Source organism: Soonwooa purpurea, assembly GCF_053891095.1.
The window spans coordinates 95995-117002 of record NZ_JBSSMA010000005.1 but is presented as its reverse complement, the minus strand read 5'-3'; the positions used below and the strand labels follow the sequence as shown (position 1 = coordinate 117002).

20 protein-coding genes are annotated in these 21008 nt (G+C 34.2%); 4 read left to right on the top strand and 16 right to left on the bottom strand.

Annotation, left to right across the window (positions count from 1 at the left end; translation table 11 throughout):
- Nucleotides 1–154 precede the first annotated feature (154 nt).
- From purF to ACVFVN_RS06400, 5 genes are all read right to left on the bottom strand, one after another.
- The gene (gene purF, locus ACVFVN_RS06420; RefSeq protein ID WP_456234673.1) at nt 155–1663 is read right to left on the bottom strand and encodes an amidophosphoribosyltransferase; all 1509 of its coding nucleotides are present in this window, start codon (nt 1661–1663) and stop codon (nt 155–157) included.
- Nucleotides 1664–1682: 19 nt separating this feature from the next.
- On the bottom strand, nt 1683–2402 hold the full coding sequence (purC, locus tag ACVFVN_RS06415; protein WP_165137281.1) for a phosphoribosylaminoimidazolesuccinocarboxamide synthase: 720 nt from the start codon (nt 2400–2402) through the stop codon (nt 1683–1685).
- Nucleotides 2403–2461: 59 nt separating this feature from the next.
- Nucleotides 2462–3163 carry a DUF3307 domain-containing protein gene (locus ACVFVN_RS06410; RefSeq protein ID WP_456234672.1) on the bottom strand — a complete coding sequence of 234 codons (702 nt, stop codon included), beginning with the start codon at nt 3161–3163 and terminating at the stop codon, nt 2462–2464.
- Entirely contained in the window at nt 3160–3765 is a 606-nt protein-coding gene (locus tag ACVFVN_RS06405) for a SatD family protein (RefSeq protein ID WP_456234671.1), read from the bottom strand. Before ACVFVN_RS06405 ends, ACVFVN_RS06410 begins: the two co-directional genes overlap by 4 nt.
- Nucleotides 3766–3902: 137 nt before the next feature.
- Nucleotides 3903–5726, bottom strand: coding sequence for an endonuclease (locus ACVFVN_RS06400; protein ID WP_456234670.1), 1824 nt, complete (start codon nt 5724–5726; stop codon nt 3903–3905).
- Nucleotides 5727–5912: 186 nt separating this feature from the next.
- On the opposite strand from ACVFVN_RS06400, the gene ACVFVN_RS06395 reads away from it, so the two are divergent.
- The 4 genes from ACVFVN_RS06395 to ACVFVN_RS06380 all read left to right on the top strand — a co-directional run bounded on the left by ACVFVN_RS06395 (nt 5913) and on the right by ACVFVN_RS06380 (nt 8795).
- Entirely contained in the window at nt 5913–7037 is a 1125-nt protein-coding gene (locus ACVFVN_RS06395) for an acyl-CoA dehydrogenase family protein (RefSeq protein WP_456234669.1), read from the top strand.
- Nucleotides 7038–7151: 114 nt separating this feature from the next.
- Nucleotides 7152–7616 (top strand): pyrophosphohydrolase domain-containing protein, encoded by a 465-nt coding sequence (locus ACVFVN_RS06390; RefSeq protein ID WP_165137271.1) that lies wholly within the window; start codon nt 7152–7154, stop codon nt 7614–7616.
- An 11-nt stretch (nt 7617–7627) separates the two neighbouring features.
- The gene (locus tag ACVFVN_RS06385) at nt 7628–8200 is read left to right on the top strand and encodes a TlpA family protein disulfide reductase (RefSeq protein WP_456234668.1); all 573 of its coding nucleotides are present in this window, start codon (nt 7628–7630) and stop codon (nt 8198–8200) included.
- The gene (locus ACVFVN_RS06380; RefSeq protein ID WP_456234667.1) at nt 8187–8795 is read left to right on the top strand and encodes a DUF4230 domain-containing protein; all 609 of its coding nucleotides are present in this window, start codon (nt 8187–8189) and stop codon (nt 8793–8795) included. Before ACVFVN_RS06385 ends, ACVFVN_RS06380 begins: the two co-directional genes overlap by 14 nt.
- A 64-nt stretch (nt 8796–8859) precedes the next feature.
- Here ACVFVN_RS06380 and ACVFVN_RS06375 read toward each other — a convergent pair whose 3' ends face one another.
- The 11 genes from ACVFVN_RS06375 to atpG form a co-directional block, all read right to left on the bottom strand.
- Nucleotides 8860–9162: an ATP-dependent Clp protease adaptor ClpS gene (locus ACVFVN_RS06375; protein WP_165137264.1), complete on the bottom strand. Its 303-nt coding sequence runs from the start codon at nt 9160–9162 to the stop codon at nt 8860–8862.
- Nucleotides 9163–9196: 34 nt separating this feature from the next.
- Nucleotides 9197–10543, bottom strand: coding sequence for a hemolysin family protein (locus tag ACVFVN_RS06370; protein WP_456234666.1), 1347 nt, complete (start codon nt 10541–10543; stop codon nt 9197–9199).
- 364 nt (nt 10544–10907) lie between these two features.
- Nucleotides 10908–11078, bottom strand: a complete 171-nt coding sequence (locus ACVFVN_RS06365; RefSeq protein ID WP_456234665.1) for a tail fiber domain-containing protein — start codon at nt 11076–11078, stop codon at nt 10908–10910.
- A 43-nt stretch (nt 11079–11121) separates the two neighbouring features.
- Nucleotides 11122–11994, bottom strand: a complete 873-nt coding sequence (locus ACVFVN_RS06360) for a hypothetical protein (RefSeq protein WP_456234664.1) — start codon at nt 11992–11994, stop codon at nt 11122–11124.
- Nucleotides 11995–12029: 35 nt separating this feature from the next.
- Nucleotides 12030–13952 carry a hypothetical protein gene (locus ACVFVN_RS06355; protein WP_456234663.1) on the bottom strand — a complete coding sequence of 641 codons (1923 nt, stop codon included), beginning with the start codon at nt 13950–13952 and terminating at the stop codon, nt 12030–12032.
- Between the two features lie 11 nt (nt 13953–13963).
- Entirely contained in the window at nt 13964–14440 is a 477-nt protein-coding gene (locus ACVFVN_RS06350) for a T9SS type A sorting domain-containing protein (protein ID WP_456234662.1), read from the bottom strand.
- 568 nt (nt 14441–15008) lie between these two features.
- Complete coding sequence (locus tag ACVFVN_RS06345; RefSeq protein ID WP_456234661.1) at nt 15009–15155, bottom strand: hypothetical protein; 147 nt, start codon at nt 15153–15155, stop codon at nt 15009–15011.
- 426 nt (nt 15156–15581) lie between these two features.
- A complete protein-coding gene (locus tag ACVFVN_RS06340) occupies nt 15582–16172 on the bottom strand; it encodes a hypothetical protein (protein ID WP_456234660.1) in 591 nt (196 codons plus the stop codon).
- A gap of 125 nt (nt 16173–16297) precedes the next feature.
- Nucleotides 16298–17038, bottom strand: a complete 741-nt coding sequence (locus tag ACVFVN_RS06335) for a LytR/AlgR family response regulator transcription factor (RefSeq protein ID WP_456234659.1) — start codon at nt 17036–17038, stop codon at nt 16298–16300.
- Nucleotides 17031–19997, bottom strand: coding sequence for a sensor histidine kinase (locus ACVFVN_RS06330; protein ID WP_456234658.1), 2967 nt, complete (start codon nt 19995–19997; stop codon nt 17031–17033). The genes ACVFVN_RS06335 and ACVFVN_RS06330 overlap by 8 nt, the downstream gene beginning before the upstream one ends.
- A gap of 145 nt (nt 19998–20142) precedes the next feature.
- On the bottom strand, nt 20143–21003 hold the full coding sequence (gene atpG, locus ACVFVN_RS06325; RefSeq protein ID WP_456234657.1) for an ATP synthase F1 subunit gamma: 861 nt from the start codon (nt 21001–21003) through the stop codon (nt 20143–20145).
- Between the last annotated feature and the right edge of the window lie 5 nt (nt 21004–21008).

Here is a 21008-nt window from a genome sequence, read left to right as displayed (position 1 = left end):
AGTTTTTTATGCAGTTTTTTCTCTGCGCAACAAAAACTAAACAATCATTTTTTTTATGAAACATCGAAACTAAATTTCTAATAATATTAAATTTGTAAACGATTTCGGCGCGCCCTTTGGGCGCGCCGAAATTGTTTTATATTCAACTAAATAATTACTCAAACAAAGCTTCTTCTACTGGCTTTTCGACAGGATATTTCTCTGTAAAACATCCAAAACAATGATCTGGAGAACCCAAAATTTCTTTCAGATTATCAACCGATAAAAACTCCAAACTATCCACTTCCAGATAATCACGAAGCTCATCTTTAGTCATATTTGCGGAAATCAAATCATCTTTCGTTGGCGTATCGATTCCTAAAAAGCATGGCGCAATAATCGGCGGCGAAACGCTGCGGAAATGAATTTCCTTAACACCTGCTTTTTTCAAAATTTTCACCAATCGTTTAGAAGTTGTTCCGCGCACGATAGAATCGTCAATAATTACCACCCGTTTGTCTTTGATCTCCGAAACAATGGGATTTAATTTAAGATTCACAAAATGCTCGCGCATTTCCTGAGACGGAATAATAAACGAACGTCCAATGTATCTATTTTTAATCAAAACCGGACGAAACGGAATTCCTGAAGCTTTCGCAAAACCAATAGCGGCCGGAACACCAGAATCTGGAACACCGATAACAATATCGGCTTCCACAGGCGCTTGTTCCCAAATTTTAGCACCCGATTTTTCACGCACTTCATGAACATTGATGCCTTCCAACATCGAGTCGGGACGCGCGAAATAAATATACTCGAAAGAGCAGATTCTGTTAATGCAATTTTCCTTTACCAAATAGGATTGCAAACCTTCCTCGTTATCGCTTGTATAAACGATTTCGCCTGGTAAAATATCTCGTACATACTGCGCACCCACGCCGTCTAAGGCACAAGATTCTGAAGCGACAACAAAAGTTTTTTCATCGATTGCTCCCAAAACCAAAGGTCTTATACCATTAAAATCGCGAAAAGCAAAAAACTTATTTCGGGTAACACCAACTACTGAATAGGCACCTTCAATTTTTTCCATTGTCGCTTTTATCGCGCCACGTAGTCCTAGGTCAAGATTTTTTTGGATTAATCTTAAAATAACTTCAGAATCGGATGTTGCACGGAAAACCACACCTTCTTCTTCCAACTCTTTTTTTAGCTGTTTGGCATTGGTCAAATTTCCGTTATGGGCTATGGAAAGAATGATTTGGTCATATTCATTCTTTGCGAAAAAAGGTTGGTAGTTGTATTTTTTCTTATCGCCTGCTGTCGTATATCGTGTGTGTCCAATAACACAATTTCCCATGAAAGTTTCAGGATTTTCTATGGTTTTAAAAACATCTAAAACCAAACCTTCATCTTTTATAGAATACATTTTCCCGTTGTTACCTACTGTAATACCGCAAGCTTCCTGTCCGCGATGTTGCAAAGCAAATAATCCAAATTGTGACAACGAAAAAGTATCCAAATTTTCTTCTGAAACCAATCCAAAAATACCACACTCTTCTTCCATTTTGTCAAAAGGATAAGTGCCAACGTCAGGTTGTTGATGTTTCAGTTCTTCAAATTCGTTATAACGGTTTTGAAACGCGTATTTTGGCAACGAACTATATTCTTGAAATTCTAATTCCATTTTTTTTGATATCTAGATTTTAAGCCATTAATGCTTTTTGTAATCTATCATAAATCTCTTCGTAAGCTTCTGTTACTTCGCCAAGATCTCTACGGAAACGGTCTTTGTCCAATTTTTTCATTGTGTCTTTATCCCAAAGGCGGCATGTATCAGGCGATATTTCGTCTGCTAGAACAATTTTCCCATCCGTTGTTTTTCCCAGTTCAATTTTAAAATCGACCAAAATAATGTTCATCTTATCAAATAAGTCAATCAGAAGTTGGTTGATTTTATCGGTTAATGCATACATTTCTTTAAGTTCATCATAACTTGCAGCGCCTAAAAAAACAGCGTGATGATCGTTAATAAGTGGATCTCCCAACTCATCTTTTTTGTAGCAAATATCAAAAATCGTTACAGGCGATTTAAGACCTTCTTCCACGCCTAGGCGTTGTGCCATACTTCCTGCCACATAATTACGAACAACCATTTCTAGAGGAATAATTTCGACTTTTTTCACATGTTGTTCTATATCGTTAAGTTTCTGGATAAAATGTGTTGGCACGCCGTTTTTTGCTAAATATTCAAAAATAAGCGTCGATATAGCATTGTTAAGTTCTCCTTTTCTCGCAAAAGAGCCACGTTTTTGCGCATTGAAAGCAGTTGCATCGTCTTTATATCTTACAACAACTTCATCAGGATTTTCTGTTGCGAAAACTTGTTTTGCTTTACCTTCGTAAAGCATTTCTTTCTTTTCCATTTATTCTTTTTACTTTTTATTTTAATTTATTTCTATACAAATTTACGGAAATAATTGGTTTAAAATCCAACCAAAATCCCTGTAAGTATGGCTATTCCAAAACTCAGCAAAGTCCCTATCAGCACATATTCTGTCAACTTTCGTTGTTTTGCTTGTGCCAAATCGCTAAATCTAAAAACGGACTTTGCAGCTATCATAAATCCGACACCCTCCCAATGGTTGACAATAATAAAAACAAAAACCATCAAGCGTTCCAAAATTCCAATATATTTTCCGGCGTTTGCTAAAGAGTCGGTCTGTACGGACTCTCGATCTTGCGGATTGGGCGTCCAAATGCTGATTAATAATTTAATGATTATTGACGAAGGTGTTGTTAGAAAAACTGCTGCGGTTAATAGCTTTAGATTAGTTTCATTAAAAATAATTTCCCAATCAATATTCTTTTGAGCGATTAAACTTAATCCTGCAATCACCATTACGTGTAATGCTTGATCAATAAAGAACCATAATCGTTTATTTCCAATTTTTTGTAATTCGAGCTTTGTTAAATCAATCGCAAAATGTGTTATCCCAATAAGCATCGGGATCCACCATAAATCAATATTCCAAAGGAAAACAAAACTTAAAAAAACATGCAACAATACATGCCAATAGAGGTAGGAGCTTTTAAGTTTTTTGTGTTCTTTATCTTTAACCCACGTCGTTGGCTGGAAGATGAAATCTCCGAGTAAATGTGCCAATATGAGTGGTAAAACTATCATTTTTGCTGAGAGAGAAGTTGTCTGTAATAGGCTTCGGTTTCTATTAAGAGATCGTAGTTAGCACGTTTGAGACGTTGGCTAATGGACGATTGCGTGACATTAAGTTGGCGCGCCGCTTCATCTTGATTAAGATTCGGATTGCATAAAAACATTTCGACAATTTCTGCAGACATCACACTCCAACTGTCTAGCGTAAGACTCACCCATTTGAAAATTAAATTGAGTTGCTCATCCAATTCAGGTTTTTCGGAGGCGATGTGGAGGTTGACTTTTTCAGCTTTTATTCTTTCGAGATTGCGGCCTGAATTGACAAAAGCACTGCCGTTACTTTGCGAGACTTTTTCTGCTACAAAATTTTGATCGCCCAAGCCTATGGAAATACGAACATCCAAATCTTGGATTTTTTTGATTCCTGCTTTTATTTTTAGAAATTCCAAGAAAGCATCTTCGGCATTTGGTACCAAATATTGAAATTCGTCGCCTCGATAATTTTCCCATTCTTGCGAAGTTTTGCCTTCGAAAATTTTTTGCAATGCCTGAAACCAGACTTCTGCGCCAAATTTTTGAGAATCAATTATATCACCTGTGATTACCGCTTTCATGTTACAAATATAATAAAAATCGCTAATATTTTAAAATATAATACAAAAAGCTTATAAATTAAAATATTAGCGAAAAAGATTATAATATGTAAATATTAGGTTAAAACCTTATAATATTTATTTATTAGTAGTATTACTTATTTCTTAATAAACTGGTGAACTTGATTATCTAACTTCAAGAAATAAACTCCAGTAGCGAGATCAGAAACATTAACTGCGTTATTTTTCGAATTAAGAACTCCAGTTTTCATCATTCGGCCTGAAGTATCCAAAATTTGGAATTGAGACATTTTTGTATCGGATTTGATGTTCAGAATATCAAAAACTGGGTTTGGATAAATTTGTGGCGCCTTTGCTACGAATTCTTGCGTTGTCAAAACGCCTAAATCTTGACAATAATCAATCGGGTAAGATTGCCATTCGCTCCAAGCAAAAGTCGTGTTCGGTTCTGTAATCGATGCCAATCGGTATAAGGATTTATCCGCATTAGCATTATCCTCGCCCTTTGTACCAATCGCATCAACTGTGAAGTTTTTAAAATTTAGTTCCACATAATTTTTACCTGTAAATTGCAAAGCTGGCGCAGCAGATTGGATTTTTGCATTGGATGTTGTATAACACGACAAATTTGCATTTGGATTAATCGCTACAAAACTTTGTCCATGTGGCACAACACCTTCTAACTCCAAAGCTTCTGCGAAATAATAAACACTTCCTTTCATCTGAATTCCCAACCGATAGCCTTGCAAATCAACCTCATGACCTGTTAAATTGGTAATTTCCAAAGCACGATTATTTCCTGATCCTTCAATATATTTTGAAATAAACAAATCTTTAGAATAAACATCAGAATCCAAAGTGGTTACAGACAACGTATTGCTTTGTGCACTTTTAAGATAGGCATTATCGTAAGCAATAATATGATAAGTGTAAGTTGTGGAGGGCGATAATCTGTCAATCGTAAAATTGGTAGATTTTGTTTTTGCAATTAGAGTTCCGTTTTGATAAATTTCGTACCCAATAACATCGGCGTCGGGACTTGCCTGCCATTGCAAACTCGTGAAATAGGCCGAATTTTTAGTAACAGACAAAGCCGAAATTGCTTGTGGCGCGACATTATCCGAAGTTTGATTCCAAATAGAATCAACCCATTCTGGATGATCGACAAATGGATTTCTATTCTTCTGAATAGTGTACACATAATTATTGCGATCGATTTCTCGTTGTGAGACTGGATCCAGATTATGCCAACTAATCAACATGTCGATATACCATTTTTCGTAAGCACGCTCTTCCGTACCATCCATCGGATTTCGATCTTTAGAAGGCGTCGCATTCGAACTATAATTAAACGTTCCTAATTTCCCTTCGTAACGCACGGCATAATAAAGAAGCATTCTCGCAACATCACCTTTGAATTCATCAATAGGTTCGTAGGCACGTTCTCCGTAAGTAGAATTTGGGATTGCATTCGTACCTTGTTTAGAACCATTTGTAAAAGTATAACTCGCGTTGCCAACAATTCCGTAGGGATAATTGCTTCTCAATTGATTGATTCTGGCATCTGTAGGAATTACAAAAAATAAATCCGAATACATTGGGTAATTGCTATTAAACGTACTTTGCGGCATGCCATGTTCGCGGTTCCAACCTTGGGCTTCTTGCGAAGCAGTTCCAATCATTTGACTAAAATTATACTCGTAGGCATCTTGCCCATCTGGAATTTCAGAATAAATATCCAAAAGGCTTCCATTATTTTCATAATAACGATCGACATCGGTTATCGCGTAAAAATTGGGAAGATCACCGTAGTTCCAGCTAATTGGTTTGTTAGAAATTATATCGTGTAATTTTGATTTTAATTGATATCCTGAAAGATTTTCTGTACCAAAATAATAAGTTTCCATTTGACCAAAAATTAAACTTGGTAGAATCAATAATCCAAAATAGAGGTTTTTCATACTTAAAATTAAAAGGGTATAAAGATAATTAATTATCTGCTATCTGTTCGAAACAATATATAAACATCACATTAAAAATTAATAACCTAATAATCAAAAGACTAAACAAAACAACATTCAATGAATTAAAAGAAAAATTTTGACTCGATTCTAAATTGGATTATATTTGGAAAACAATAATTTAATATGGACAACTTAAAAATGGTCGCTGAGACCGCAAGAGATTTCGCAGAAAAAAATATCCGCCCGAATATTATGGAATGGGACGAAAGTCAAACATTTCCTGTAGAACTTTTCCACCAATTAGGAGAAATGGGTTTTATGGGCATTGTAATTCCTGAACAATATGGAGGTTCTGGCCTTGGCTACCACGAATATGTAGCGATATTGGATGAGATTTCTCAAGTTGACCCATCTATTGGACTATCTGTTGCTGCACACAATTCACTTTGTACCAACCACATCTACGAATTCGGGAACGAAGAACAGCGTATGAAATGGCTTCCACAACTAGCTTCTGGTAAAGTAATCGGAGCTTGGGGACTTACTGAGCACAACACAGGATCAGACTCTGGAGGCATGTCAACAACAGCTGTTAAAGATGGTGACGAGTGGATCATTAGCGGGGCAAAAAACTTTATTACGCACGCTATTTCTGGCGATATCGCAGTGGTAATGACAAGAACAGGAGAAAAAGGTGCCAAAAATAATTCAACAGCTTTTGTTTTAGAAAAAGGAATGCCTGGTTTTACGTCTGGTAAAAAAGAAAATAAATTAGGAATGAGAGCTTCAGAAACGGCGGAACTCATTTTCGATAACGTAAGAGTTCCTGATTCTCACAGATTAGGCGAAGTTGGAGAAGGTTTCAAACAAGCTATGAAAATTTTGGATGGCGGTAGAATTTCTATTGCTGCACTTAGTTTAGGCACTGCAAGAGGCGCTTACAAAGCGGCTTTGAAATATGCTAAAGAAAGACATCAGTTTGGGAATCCGATTTCAAGTTTCCAGGCCATTAACTTCATGCTAGCGGACATGGCAACAGAAATCGATGCTGCAGAATTATTAATCCAAAGAGCATCAAGTCTTAAAATGGCAAAACAGCCAATGACCAAAGAAGGTGCGATGGCAAAACTTTATGCTTCCGAAGCTTGTGTAAGAATTTCTAACAACGCGGTACAAATCTTTGGAGGTTATGGTTATACCAAAGATTTCCCAGCAGAAAAATTCTATAGAGATTCAAAACTTTGTACAATCGGCGAAGGAACTTCAGAAATCCAGAGATTGGTCATCGGAAGAGCTATCACAAAATAAATTTTAAAAAAATTTAGAATTTAATAAAATAAAGATCGGAACTCTGTTTCGGTCTTTTTCTTTATAAAAGTTTTAGTCATTAATCATTATATTTGCTTTAAAATAAAAATCTAAATGGACAAAATAGACAGCCTTAACCAAGTTGGCGAATTTCATAAAACCTTCAAAGCCCCAATTCTTGACACCCCACAAATCCCTTCCAAAGAACGCTGCGATTTAAGAGTGAGTCTTTTACAAGAAGAACTTAACGAATTAAAACAAGCCATTGCTGATAATGATTTGGTGGAAATTGCCGATGCTCTTTGCGATTTACAATACGTTCTTTCTGGTGCGGTTTTAGAGTTTGGTATGGGTGAGAAATTTGTAGAACTTTTCAACGAAGTACAACGTTCTAATATGTCCAAAGCTTGCGCGAATGAAGAAGAAGCACAAGAAACTGTAAAAAATTATCAAGATAAAAACGTTGATGTTTTTTATGAAAAATCTGGTGAAAAATATAATGTTTACAGAAAAGAGGATAACAAAGTTCTCAAAAGTATCAACTATTCTCCAGCAGACCTTAAATCTATTCTTTCTTAAAACACAACATAATGAAACAAAAATTAACGCGAATTTTAACAATCGGAATACTGACTATGAGTTTACAAAGTTGTTTTGCACAAAAAGTGGTGGTGAACCGCGAAGTAGATACACAGACCGATGGCAAAATGTTGTTGGGAGAACAGACTTTGGATCAATTTAAAAAAGAACCATTTTCGGATTGGTACACCAAAGAATATAACGACTACAAAATCCACGAAGAAAGTTTGAAACAACTCAAAAAAGAAAAAATTTCAGGTTATTCTTTTGTCGTTTTTTTGGGAACTTGGTGCGAAGATAGCCATCGCGAATTTCCTCGTTTTATGAAAATAATGAATGAAGCGGGCGTTAACCAAAACAAAATTCAAATTATCGCTGTTAACCGAAAAAAAGAAGCACCCAACGGTGAAGAAGGACTTTTTAACATCCAAAGAGTTCCGACTTTTATTATAAAAAAATATGGACAGGAAGTTGGCAGAATTATTGAATATCCTGAATCTGGATTCTTAGAAAAAGATCTCCTTAACGTTCTTAAAAACAAAGATCAAACTAAAATACAGCCTGAGGTTAATGAAAAACATTAATGCAATATTATCTTTTGTGGTTGGAATTCTTCTGACCATTTTTTGTCTATTAGCGTGGAAAGGTTGCCACAAAGAAGAAGCTGCAGTTATTAATAAAGACTATTATCTGCTGACCAACCAAATCTCCAAAATGAACAAAATGGTCGTTATGGAGCAGGACTTCTCAAGCTTCCAGACGCATAAGAGCAAAGCTTTTTCCATAGGTGGCTACGATGTATTACCAAAAGAAATGGTACTTTACACCACAGCGAAAGCGCAAGTAACTTATGATCTGAAGAAGATGAAAGTGGATGTTGACACAGTTAATAAAAAATTGGTGATTGATGCACTTCCGCAAGCCGAGATTAAGGTTTTCCCTGATGTTAAAATTCATTTTATGGATGACTATGCCATCAACAGATTTAGTCAAGCCGACATCAACGGCATTATGGAATCTGCAAAGAAAAACATGGAGAAAAATATCGATTATACCAAGTTACAAAACGAAGGTAAAAAGCAACTTATCGATAACCTTAACGAAATATTTATCCTTGCAAAAGCACTGAACTATAAAATTGAAGACCGAACCAATACGATTAATCTTCAGAATTTATAACGAAAATATTAAAAATAAACGCGCCTCAAAATAAAATTTTGAGGCGCGTTTTGTATCTATTATTTTAAACGATTTCACAGGTTAGGCCACGTTCGGATAGCATTTGGTTCATTGGTTTTAACAAATCCAAATCGCCTGTTTTCACCGTACATTTGCCTTTATAATGAACAAGTACGGTGCATTGTTCTGCTTGTTCGAAGCTATGTTTACAAATCTCTATTAGACATTCGATGACAAAATCGAACGTGTTAACATCGTCGTTGTACAAAACGAGTTTGTAAACTTCGTCTTCTTTTTCTAGGACCAAAACATCTTCTTCGTGCTGACGTTGCGGTTTGTCAAAAGAATCGTGATTAAAAATTTTCATGGATTTTAAAAATTAAAATTTTTGAAATTTTGGATTAAGCTTCCACATCAAAATCGGGTTCGTGCGGTGTGTAAACCAATTCCACAACTTCCACACTTTTGTTTTGCATTTTCAGAATTTTGATGTGATAATCATTACAATCAAACTCTTGGTTTTCTTCTGGAATATCTTCCAATTCTTTAAGGATAAAACCTGCCAACGTATTATACTCTGACTCGTCGGACAATTGGAAACCTTTTGGTAAAAACTCATTAATCTCTTCCAAAGGTTGCGTTGCCTGTACCCAATAGACATTTTGAGCCACTTCGTCAACAATTTTTTCTTCTTCGTCCTCTTCGTCTTGGATTTCGCCCACCAATTCTTCCAGAATATCTTCTAATGTGATAATACCTTCCGTACCGCCAAACTCATCAATAACAACGGCTAAATGTTGTTTTTTCTGTTGGAAAATTTTCAAAAGATCAGAAATCTTTTTACTGCCAACTACAAAATAAGCTTCACGCATCAAGCGTTTAAGATCCTCATGTGACAACTCGCCTTTACTCCTGATATATTCTCTAATAATTTCTTTGGTATAGAAAATACCAATAATATTATCGATAGATCCTTCATAAACCGGAATACGCGAATAACCACTATCCATCAATTGATTGATAATTTCTTCGCGATCATCTTCTATATCTACAGACACAATGTTCTGCCTCGGAATCATAATTTGTTTTGCATTGTGATCGGTAAAATCAAAAGCATTTTTTATGATTTCATAATTCTCTTCCTGAATTTCTCCATTATCAGCACTTTGCTTTACCAACAATTGTAATTCCTCGGTAGAGTGAATATCTTGATCAGAAACAGGATTAATATTTATCAATCGTAAGAAATTATTTGACAATGAATTCATTAACCAAATAAATGGTTTGAAAATATTATAAAACAAACGAAGCGGCGTTGCGATAAAAAATGTTGTCGGCTCTGACTTACGAATCGCAATCGACTTTGGAACCAATTCTCCAAAAACTATGTGCATTATCGTAATTAACATAAAACTACAAACCACCGAAATTGTGGTAATCGTCGTCTGAGAAATTGCAAAATTAAAATAATGAAACAGATCTTCGATAATATGATGCAACGCGCTCTCTCCTACCCAACCTAGAGCTAGGGAAGCTAGCGTAATTCCTAACTGTGTTGCAGAAAGATATTCATCAAGATGTTTGATGATATGTTCGGCTTGCTTTGCCATTTTGTTACCTTCAGCAGCTTTTAGCTGGATTTGTGAGTAACGTACTTTAACGATTGAAAATTCTGCGGCTACGAAGAAACCATTGAGAAGCACTAACAGAAGTGCTATAAGAAGTTTGACTAAACTATCGGGGTCCATTTAATTATTAAAGATAAATATAATTGCTACAAAGATATAGAAAAATAAATAAGTCTTATTCTAATTACATTTTATAATTAAAAGATAAAAAAACCTTGTGTCTTTATTATAAAACATGGTCGATGAAAAGTATCGACCATGTACTTTATCCATGTAATAATTTTTTATTTATTCTTCTCCAAAACCTGTATACGTTTCTCTAATTAATTAACAACAGATTGTTGCTCTTGAATTGCCTTTACTAAGATTGGGATCAACTCGGCATATTTAACACCGTAACTGTCAGAATATTCGTTAACTAATTTACCAGTTTCTTTATCTAAAGGAGTATCTTGATGAACAACTAAATCGGGAATTATTTTTATTAAATCTTGTGCCGAAAACCCATAGTTAAAACCAGTTTTCCTAACTTAGACGCTGTACTCTTCCAATTATAAGAAATTGGTTTTAATTTTAAAACAGCTTCTAAACCTTGCGACAAAGGCTTAATATTAGTTTTGAAACGTTCATCCGAAGTTGGTATCACCTCATTCATCCGATCACATTAGTTGGCCTAAATGTATTAGATGAACCATCCATTAACATTTTGGAATTAACATTTTGGAATTAGCTTTTGTAAAATTTGTTGTTGCAGAAGATGCATATAGAAAGCTTAAATAAGTTCCTCCACTTGCAATAGCATTGTAAGGAAGATTTGGATTGTTTGCAAGTCCAATTGCTGTCCAACCATTATGATTACAAATATTAATAATATCATTGTAACTAGACTTTATTGAAAGATTGGTAGATGGCGTAGCGGTTCCTATACCTACATTTCCGTTAGGATCGATTGTTAGTTTTGGTTCATCCTTTATGGTTAAGTGTGTACTACAGGTTGTATTTCCTGCTCCTGTTCCAAAATCGACATCTTCATTATTCCCTGCATAACTCCCGAGGTAGCCTCTATAAAGATTGTTTTCATAAATACCCCACCAAATACTATTATTAGATTTTGAGCGTAGTCCTAATCCATTATCTGATGTCGCTTGTACGCTCTTTGCAAATTGCGCATAAGGAACACTCAACAATTGCGATGTAGAAGTCAAAGAATAATTGGCACCTCCTGTGGGCTCGATTTCTGTTTTCACAAAATAAGGACCTGCTGACCAATCAATTCCTGAAAAAGCACCTGTAACTTGTGTCCCAGAACCTATATTAAAAGATAACAATCCATTAGCATTGGTGGTTGGATTTGGCGAAAATGTTTCTTTGTAAACTTCTGTTCCTGCTGCTGATGTTATTAATATACTAACTCTAACACCAACATTCTGGTTGGCAACCAGTGCATTCCTTGCATTTCTAACTACATCTTGATAGCTCATTAGTTCTGGTGACTGCGCATTTAGTTTTTGTACAAAAAAGAATGTACCAATCACTAGTATGAATTTTAAATAAAAAATAGTTTTTTTCATGTTAAATGATTTTAGTTTTTAATAATTCTATGCAATTAATTATTGCTTTCTAAAATAGCTCCGCCAACTTCATTTTTATTGTATATTTCCTCTTTTTTTTCTGAGACTATATTAGAAGGTTTATTTACTTTCAACTCATTTTCATTTTTAGGTCTCGTTAGGTCATCTATACTTTGCGAAGCTGATTTGCCCATTTCAATAGGATAAAGATATTTACCTTTAAACTCTGGTTCTTTCTCAACCTCGGGAACTACACGATGGACTTTTGCATAAGCATCATTTCTAATCCCAGTAACTTGCCAACTTACTTTTACACTTGGCTTATCGGTTCTTATTTGAAAGCTATTATCTTTAATTTCGTTTGAAATAATAGCATTTGCGAATGTTCCGATAACTGTTAATTGGTATCTGAAGTCTTTATTTAGAGCATTAAAATACTCTGGTAATTTTACGTTAGCATAACCATTTTGATCAGTCGTTATATTACCATTATAGACGTTCATCATATCTGGACTTTCTACGAAACTGTGGTACAAATATTTATTAGCTGGATCTAATGGGTGATCAATTTTGAAAGTTCCACTGGCTTTAGATAAAGACCCTGTTACTTGTACATTTCCAGAAAAGTATCCAGCATAATTGGTGGCAGCCCCAGAAGCAAAACCATACACTCCATAACGAGTATTAGGTACTGTTGCACCTCCCACTGTTTGTGAGACCCCATAAATACCATAAGTGTTACCAATACCTGTTGTTGCTGCAAAAGCTGAATTTTTATTATAACCAACGACTCCAATCCCGCCAACAGAAGCTCCCATTACACCTGCAGTATTTGCAGAGCCATAAACTCCCAAATCTTGATTTCCTACTCCAAATATGGTATTCGAATCTTTGTTATCTACACCATTATATCCTGTACCTTGCACTCCCACTCCATAATTAGAGCTATTATAATATCCGAAAACTCCTCCACTTAAAGCTCCTGGAACAGTATATGAATATCCTGTAATTGCAGGACTATTATCAATTGCAGGAACTGGTGTTGCGGGTTGCATTACTACTAATCTTCCTGTAGGATTGCTTGTCCCAATACCAGAAGCTCCACTTGATACAATAATACCACGTCCTGTTGTGCCTCCATCAAAATATCCTGCAACGCCAGCACCAGTTGCAACTCCCCAAATACCACTACCTGTTCCTGTAGAAACCCCCACTGTTCCTCCTAAAGTTCCTGTAGATAATCCATAAACACCATTATGAGAACCACTAACCCCAATTACTCCAATTCCTGATGTAGATTCTCCATAGATAGATCCTGCAGTTGCAATACTTGTGGGTGGAGTGCCAATTAAGGTTCCACGAATTGTATTACCAATAGCACCTGCATTAACATGAAGTTTTATATTAGGACTTAGGCTTCCCGTATTAATTCCCATCGATGTACCATCGTCTGACAACTGAGAATTTCCTAAAGTATTAGCTGAGGTGAATTTTGATAGCAGATTACTAGTCCCTGCAACTCCTACAACGGATTGTGCTGTTTTTGCATTTAATGCATAAGGGACACTTAATAATTGTGTTGTAGAAGTCAGAGAATAACTTGTGCCTCCTTCGGGATCGATTTCTGTTTTTATAAAATAAGGACCTGTTGACCAATCAATTCCCGCAATAGTTCCTGCAACTGGTGTTCCCGAACCTATATTAAAAGACAACAGTCCATTAGCATTGGTCATTGGATTGGGAGAAAATGTTTCTTTATAGACTTCTGTGCCTGCTGGAGAGGTTTTCACAATGGTCACTTTAACACCAACATTTTGGTTAGCAACCAGTGCATTACTTGCATTTCTAACGACGGCTTGGTAACTCATTAGTTCAGGTGCTTGTGCAGTTAGTTTCTGTACAAAAAAGAATGCACTTAACACTAACATTGATTTTAAATAAAATTTAATTTTTTTCATGATATAAAATTTTAGTTTTTAATAATTCTAAATGATTTCAATATTTGGTTATCACTGAAAACTTGGAGAATATACATTCCTGAGCTTTCTATTTGCAAATCAATTTGACTCTCTTGACTAGAAATATTTGCAGATCTTACGAGCCTTCCAGAGGCGTCAAACAAATTATACTTGGATTTGTTTTTAGAATAATTAGGATAACTTAGGTACAACATTGAAGCTGTTGGATTTGGAAAAACTTTCATTTCCAAATTAATTGAAGGTTGATTATCGACTCCCAAAGTAGAAATTTCGAATGCCTGATGTACACCTTCGGACAAGGAGTGATTGGAACTAAAGAACGTATTGGTAAACGTCTGTCCAATAGAATAAGAAATATTCCCAGTCGCACTTGAGGCATTGCCTCCCGAAGTATTAACTGATTGTTGTGAAAATCCTTTTAGAGAGAACACTGCAACAATTGCTAATATTAATTGTTTAATTTTCATGTCCGTTTTTTTTGATTGATGAAGTATATTTTAAATCAAAATGCTATCAATTATTTTGATTTTGAAAACATGCTAGGAATAATCCAAAATGTCTGAAGAAAAATCTATTTTATATTCTCTTATTGACTTTTGTAGCATTTTCTAGTGTAATTTTAAGATTAAGAGTACCGTTGATGATTGGATTTTTTAGTTTTGATTAACTCGTTGTATATTTTAACTTTTTGTATTTCATAAATAAGTGTAACGCCTTTGTTTATACTTATTTTCAATATGGTACTGAATAAATCTTGTCTTGCTTTGCGTTTAAATTATCGCAATGGTAAACAAAGTTTTGTTCAAAAAAAGTCCTTTTAAAGTTAAACAACGGCTTTCGTTTTTATATAAGTTATACTAAAGTAATTAAATACTGTTGATTATCAGCTACTTTTACTTTACTTCAAAATGCACACGGGGTTTTGATTATTATTTTTCAGTATTCATAATCTAAGGTATTCTAATGTAATGAGCACCAATTTTTACAAATTCTGTTATGTTAGTTTAGTAAATTGTGGAAGTGTTAAAATCGCCATTATTGCAGATTGGATAATTTATCCCTTGTAAAATAATTGAAATTCCTGCAGTCGTTTTTCAAAACTTTACCTTCTACTTTAAGGTAATGCGCAGTAGTCAAACCATAGATAAGTATAGCTACGAATAATGTAATTTTTGACTTCATAATTAATGTTTTGTTTTTGTTGTTATTTAATACTCCAAAATTCCACAATATTTTAATATACAATTAATTACAATTTTTGAATGGTGAATATGAATTGTTGAATGGTGGAATTATGTTCACAAAAAGTCGTTTTACAACATTGATATACCATAGAATCAAAATTATTTGTAAAATACTATTAATCTCAGTATTATTCTTCAATTCACATAATAGAATACATAACAAAAAAGAGGCTGTCTCAAAAGTGTCATTTCGTATAAAGTAAAGCGAAAATGAGAAACCGAAGCTTCAGCGAGACTAAATTTAAAATACTGATTATTAAAGACCTTCCTTCTGTTGACACAAGGCTCTAGCCGAACTGAACGAGGTTAAATGACAAAATCTAATGATTTTTTACTTTTGAGACAACCTCTTATAGATAGGTTTTTAGTCTGTCTGTTGGAATATAATGCTTAGGTCACCTCCATAATAGGTATTGGAGTTGTTTACTGGATAAGTCTGTTCCGTAACGGTTGATCCAGCGAAACTATATCCAGTAATACTAATATTACCAACATTCACTGGATATATGATGCCTGTGTCATCACTTTTTTTTCTGTGATACCAATCGTTACCATTATAGGAGATTAAATATTCTATAGTGGGATCTACTGAAAATGGTTCTATAGTTTGTTTTATTTCTGTATTGGCGACAACATTAGGGATTGTTATAGTTTTCAAAGGGGATTTTGTAGAAGCGTTCCACAGGGTCACTCGCACATTGGTTGCATTAGCTGGTATTTTGTAGCTAACTGCATTTATTTGGCCTTTTACGAGTGGTCTAAAACGATATCCAAATTCGTAATTAACATTGAAGTTTACATAATCGAGTGTCTTCTGAGAGAATCCAGAATTTTGTAAAAAACCTGTTAGAGGATTCTCTTCAAGATAGATTTTAGGATCTGGTGTATCGTCATCTTTTCTACAACCTACGAGAGAAAATAATGCTAACAAGATTAATAATGCTTTTGATTTCATAATTAATGTATTCTTTGATTTTTAATTAGTCAAATTTCTACATTAGTTATAAAAATCCTTTACGGAAATTGTCCTATGGTGGATTTGAGTTGTTGAATGGTGAAAAAGTAATCACAAATCTCTTATTAAATCTTTTGGAAAAGACTAAGAAACTCTGCTTTTTTGTTGCGACTTATGTTGACATATTTGCCATCATGCATTACGATTTCGCCACCATCACCACGAATGTATTGTTTAACAAATTTTAGACTTATCATATAAGATTTATGTGCGCGAAAAAAGAAAGAATGGTCTGACAATACTTCTTCAAACATGGATATACCTTTGCTGATAAGATATTTGGTCTGATCTTTCATGACAATATTAGAATAAGATCCGCTGGCTTCTACATACATAATATCTTCAATCATTACGAACAAAAGCCCTTCTTGTACGGATAAAGCTAAACGATCTTGGATTTTATCTTTACTAAATTTGTAAACATTACTCAATTGCTCCTTTGACGCTTGTATTTGATCTTGACGAAATTTCACAATAACATCTTCGACGTCCTCATAAGAAATAGGTTTCTGAAGATAATCCAAGGCATTCATTTTAAGAGCTTTTATCGCATATTGGTCATATGCAGTAGTAAAAACAAATTTAAAATCAAAACTCTCAAACTGCTCCAAAACTTCAAATCCAGAAAGATTAGGCATCTCAATATCTATAAAGACAATATCTGGTTTCAGACGATCTATTATAGATTTTGCTTCTCGACTATCTTGTAAAACCGCCAATATTTCTACATCCTCTATTTGTTTCAAAATATGTTCTAAAGTGATAAGGCAATGTCGCTCATCATCTAGAATTATTGTTTTAATCATGGTTATTAACTATTTTGATTACTACTTTCGTTCCCCGACCATTATGTTCGTCATCATAGAAGTCTATTATCTCAACCCAATTTTTCTTATTTATTCCTAAAATTCGTTCTTTAGTAATATCCAAACCGTAAGATTTATGCGCTGAAGATTTTCGGATCTCCGACGCTTTTTCACGCCCAACGCCATCATCCTCGATCTCTATAACAATTATATCACAATGTTCTCTGTTGATTTTAATATCGATATGACCGTTTCCATTTTTGTTATTAATACCATGCCAAATCGCATTTTCCAAGAAAGGTTGCAAAATAAGTGGCGGAATATACACAGCTTCTGGATCGGCATCTTCGGACATTAATATTTGATAGTCAAATTTATAATCCATACGTACGGCTTCTAGATCCAGATACAATTGGGTCGTATCCAATTCTTCTTTAAGACTTATAACTTCTTTTTGAGAATTGTCCAGTATTTTTCGCATAAGCTTTGAAAAGGCTGTTAAATATTTGCTAGCTTCTTTGTCTTTATTCTGAATGATAAAACTATTAATCGAATTAAGCGAATTGAACATAAAATGAGGATTCATTTGTGATCGCAACATTTTGTTTTCATTTTCTTTGGCTTGTTTTTTTAGAATGCCTTTTTGTTTTTCTTGTCTTACTAAAAAATAGGTGAATCTAAAGGTCAAAAATGCAACCAACAAAAGACTTAGCATCCAAAACCACCAAGTTTTGTAAAAAGGTGGTACAATTTCAAATTTAATTTTTAGAGTTCTCGGTTGTATGTTTCCTAGATTATCGCCCACTTGGATTTCTATGAAGTAATCACCAGAAACAGGTTTTATCAAACTAATTTTTGGTTCATTGCCTAGATAAATCCAAATATCATTATTAATACGATAACGATAGATGAGCTTATCTTTATCAGCAAAGTTGAGTGCAGAAAAATTAAAATCTAATTGATTGATTTTCTTTTCTTTAAAACTCAAAATAAGATCATCAGTATCGGTAAGATTCTCGTTATTAACTTTTATACTCGTTAGTTTGAGAACGTTTATTAATTCTGTTTTAAGAATATTTTTAAGATTAATTTTCTGGACATGGTAATCTGTTGAAAAGTAAAGCCAATCGTCTTTTGTTAAATAAAAGGCTTGTGTTATATTGTTAGAAGCCAAGCCATCAATCTTTGAAAGTCGCGTAGTTTTATCCGTTTTAAGATTGAATTGATACAAACCTTCGCCAGACCCGAACCAAATATTTCCTCTGGAATCTTGTGCAATGCCTTGTATATTATCATTCTCGATTTTAAACTCACGGGTATTCATAGATTTCACAATCTCACATTTGGGGTTAACGACATTCCATCCACCATAGGAAGAAAAAATAACATCTCCATTTTGTAAAAAAGCGGCACGGTTGTAGTAATCCGCAACAAACCTATCTTGATTGCTTCCAAGCTTTGTAATTTGTTTAAAAGCACGCAAATTTTTATCAAAATAAGAAATACCAAAGTCTTGCGGCATCCAACTCGCTAACCACATTTTATCGGATGTTGCAATTAAATCATTAAATAAATTAGTGCTAAAAAAACTTGCTGTATTGTTAATATAATTACTTAATTCTTGAAAAGTTTTCAAATCATAAACCCAAATGGGACCGGCATCTGGAAGTACCCAAATTTTGGAATCCCAAACTTTCGCTAACTTTGGTTTGTAACTACTAGTCGATATAATTTTTTCAAAAGCAGCATCATTATTGATATTTTTTCTGAAAATCCCAATGTCTGTCGCAACATATAAAAATTGATTGTGAATAGATAACCTCTCTGGAACTCCAGAAATTGGAAAAGCATTAATTTTAAAATCTTTATCCTGACGGTAGATGAGTTGCTGTTTATCTGCAAACCAAACTTGTCCTAGACCATCTTCAACAATGTCAGAAATTATTTGAGGATCAGGTTTGTTAAGTTTAATTGATTGTATTTTATTCTGAGTTTTCGACACTTTCAGCAAACCATTATTGGTGGAAACCCAAAAAATTTTGGTATCCTCATCATAAGAAACATGATTTATAAACTCTAAACCATTGAAGATAATCTCAATATTTTTAGAATGAATATTGTATAGATAAATTTTATTTTCATCATATAAAGCCAACACGTTATTGGAAACTTTTTGTTGAACAAATTTTGCAGTCGCTGTCAAAAATATTTGTTTATGAGTAGAATCCTGCCCATTCCATTTTCCCAGCCAAGCTTCTTTCGAAATTACAAAAACATCCCCTCCTACTTGTATTCCACTATTTATGGATTCACGCTTTATTAACGAAAGCTTATCTGTCGCTTTATTCCACTCATAAACTCCAAAATTTGAAAACATTAATAATCCATTCTTACTAGGAATAAACTGAAAATTATATTTAAGCTTCTTATTATTTTTATCTATAAGAAAGCTCTTTTGTGTGTTAGACTTTAAATCTAAATACTTAACATAATTGAAATCGGTCGACCAAAGTTTAAAATCATTAGCTAAATAAAGATTTTTGAAATGATCATTATTGGGATTGCTATCTGTAAAATTGACAGGAATTAAAGTTTTAACTTTTGAATGAATATTATCAAATCTAAGAAGTCCTTTTCCGTTTTCTTCTAAAAAAATAGTCTTGTTATTAGCGGTCACGCTGCTTACATTTGACGAAATTTCTTTATGTGGAACAAATACATAACCATCATATAATGAGATACCTTTTTGTGTAAATATATATATAAAATTATCTTTCTTGAATGTTCCAAACACAACATCTGAGGTCAATCCATCAGTATATTGTATGACCTCTGTCCTATAGCTAGACTGAGAAAATACGAAGAAAGGAAGCAAGAAAAAAAGCAATCTTGTAATCACCTGTCGTGTTATTAGTTTTCGTAAGAAAAAATAAGCATTTTTTCTTAATATCTTTGGCACCAACAAATATCAACATTTGAAAGAAAAAATTAGCCAAAAATTGACGAACTGCGACATTGACTTGTTGAATGGTCTCCAAACTAAAACAAAAACGCATCGAAGAATCATCTTCGATGCGTTTTACCAAACTAACTATTAACTTTAATTAACTATTTTTAAGCGCCTCTGCTCCAGAAACGATCTCAAGAATTTCGTTTGTAATGGCAGCCTGACGGGCTTTATTGTAGAAAATAACCAAGTCATTTTTAAGCTCTTGTGCATTATCTGTTGCTTTGTGCATCGCCGTCATACGGGCACCATGCTCAGAAGCTACAGAATCCAAAATACCTTTGTAAACTTGTGTTTTGATTGACTTTGGAATAAGCGTTTTTAAAATCGCATCTCTACCAGGTTCAAAAACATAATCAACATTGATTTCTTCAGTTTTTTCTGGCATCGCAATCGGAAGGACTTGTTCTGTTACAACCTCTTGAGTTGCTGCATTTATGAATTTGTTATAGATTAAATAGACTTTGTCAAATTTCTCCAACTTATACTCATCCATAATTTTTTGAGTCATTTTAGCAACATTCTCAAAAGAAAGATTATCAAATAAGTTACTGTGATTTTCGAACACAGTCTTGTTTCTTCTTACCGCATCATATACTTTTTTACCAACCGTAACAATCTCGATATTTTGAGAAGAATTAGCAGCAAGTTGATGATTCAGCTCTTTGATAACTGAAGAGTTGAAAGCGCCTGCCAGACCTCTGTTAGAAGTTACAACAATGTAAAGAACATTCTTTACCTCACGTTGTATTGCGTATTCTGACACGTTTTCGGAGTCAGAACTAGAGCTAACGTTTTCAATAATTTCTTGAAGCTTTTCAGAGTAAGGTCTTAGCATAACGATAGCGTCTTGTGCTTTCTTTAGTTTCGCCGCGGAAACCATTTTCATAGCACTTGTAATCTGCATCGTAGATGATATAGATGAAATCCTACCTCTAATTTCTTTTAAGTTTGCCATAATAG

Coding starts and splice junctions, on each gene's coding strand:
- ACVFVN_RS06340 (WP_456234660.1), bottom strand. CDS start 16,172: ATGAAATCAAAAGCATTATTAATCTTGTTAGCATTATTTTCTCTCGTA.
- ACVFVN_RS06405 (WP_456234671.1), bottom strand. CDS start 3,765: ATGAAAGCGGTAATCACAGGTGATATAATTGATTCTCAAAAATTTGGC.
- ACVFVN_RS06375 (WP_165137264.1), bottom strand. CDS start 9,162: ATGAAAATTTTTAATCACGATTCTTTTGACAAACCGCAACGTCAGCAC.
- ACVFVN_RS06400 (WP_456234670.1), bottom strand. CDS start 5,726: ATGAAAAACCTCTATTTTGGATTATTGATTCTACCAAGTTTAATTTTT.
- ACVFVN_RS06385 (WP_456234668.1), top strand. CDS start 7,628: ATGAAACAAAAATTAACGCGAATTTTAACAATCGGAATACTGACTATG.
- ACVFVN_RS06355 (WP_456234663.1), bottom strand. CDS start 13,952: ATGAAAAAAATTAAATTTTATTTAAAATCAATGTTAGTGTTAAGTGCA.
- ACVFVN_RS06395 (WP_456234669.1), top strand. CDS start 5,913: ATGGACAACTTAAAAATGGTCGCTGAGACCGCAAGAGATTTCGCAGAA.
- ACVFVN_RS06390 (WP_165137271.1), top strand. CDS start 7,152: ATGGACAAAATAGACAGCCTTAACCAAGTTGGCGAATTTCATAAAACC.
- ACVFVN_RS06345 (WP_456234661.1), bottom strand. CDS start 15,155: ATGAAGTCAAAAATTACATTATTCGTAGCTATACTTATCTATGGTTTG.
- ACVFVN_RS06350 (WP_456234662.1), bottom strand. CDS start 14,440: ATGAAAATTAAACAATTAATATTAGCAATTGTTGCAGTGTTCTCTCTA.
- ACVFVN_RS06360 (WP_456234664.1), bottom strand. CDS start 11,994: ATGAAAAAAACTATTTTTTATTTAAAATTCATACTAGTGATTGGTACA.
- ACVFVN_RS06365 (WP_456234665.1), bottom strand. CDS start 11,078: ATGAATGAGGTGATACCAACTTCGGATGAACGTTTCAAAACTAATATT.
- atpG (WP_456234657.1), bottom strand. CDS start 21,003: ATGGCAAACTTAAAAGAAATTAGAGGTAGGATTTCATCTATATCATCT.
- ACVFVN_RS06410 (WP_456234672.1), bottom strand. CDS start 3,163: ATGATAGTTTTACCACTCATATTGGCACATTTACTCGGAGATTTCATC.
- ACVFVN_RS06335 (WP_456234659.1), bottom strand. CDS start 17,038: ATGATTAAAACAATAATTCTAGATGATGAGCGACATTGCCTTATCACT.
- ACVFVN_RS06370 (WP_456234666.1), bottom strand. CDS start 10,543: ATGGACCCCGATAGTTTAGTCAAACTTCTTATAGCACTTCTGTTAGTG.
- purF (WP_456234673.1), bottom strand. CDS start 1,663: ATGGAATTAGAATTTCAAGAATATAGTTCGTTGCCAAAATACGCGTTT.
- ACVFVN_RS06380 (WP_456234667.1), top strand. CDS start 8,187: ATGAAAAACATTAATGCAATATTATCTTTTGTGGTTGGAATTCTTCTG.
- purC (WP_165137281.1), bottom strand. CDS start 2,402: ATGGAAAAGAAAGAAATGCTTTACGAAGGTAAAGCAAAACAAGTTTTC.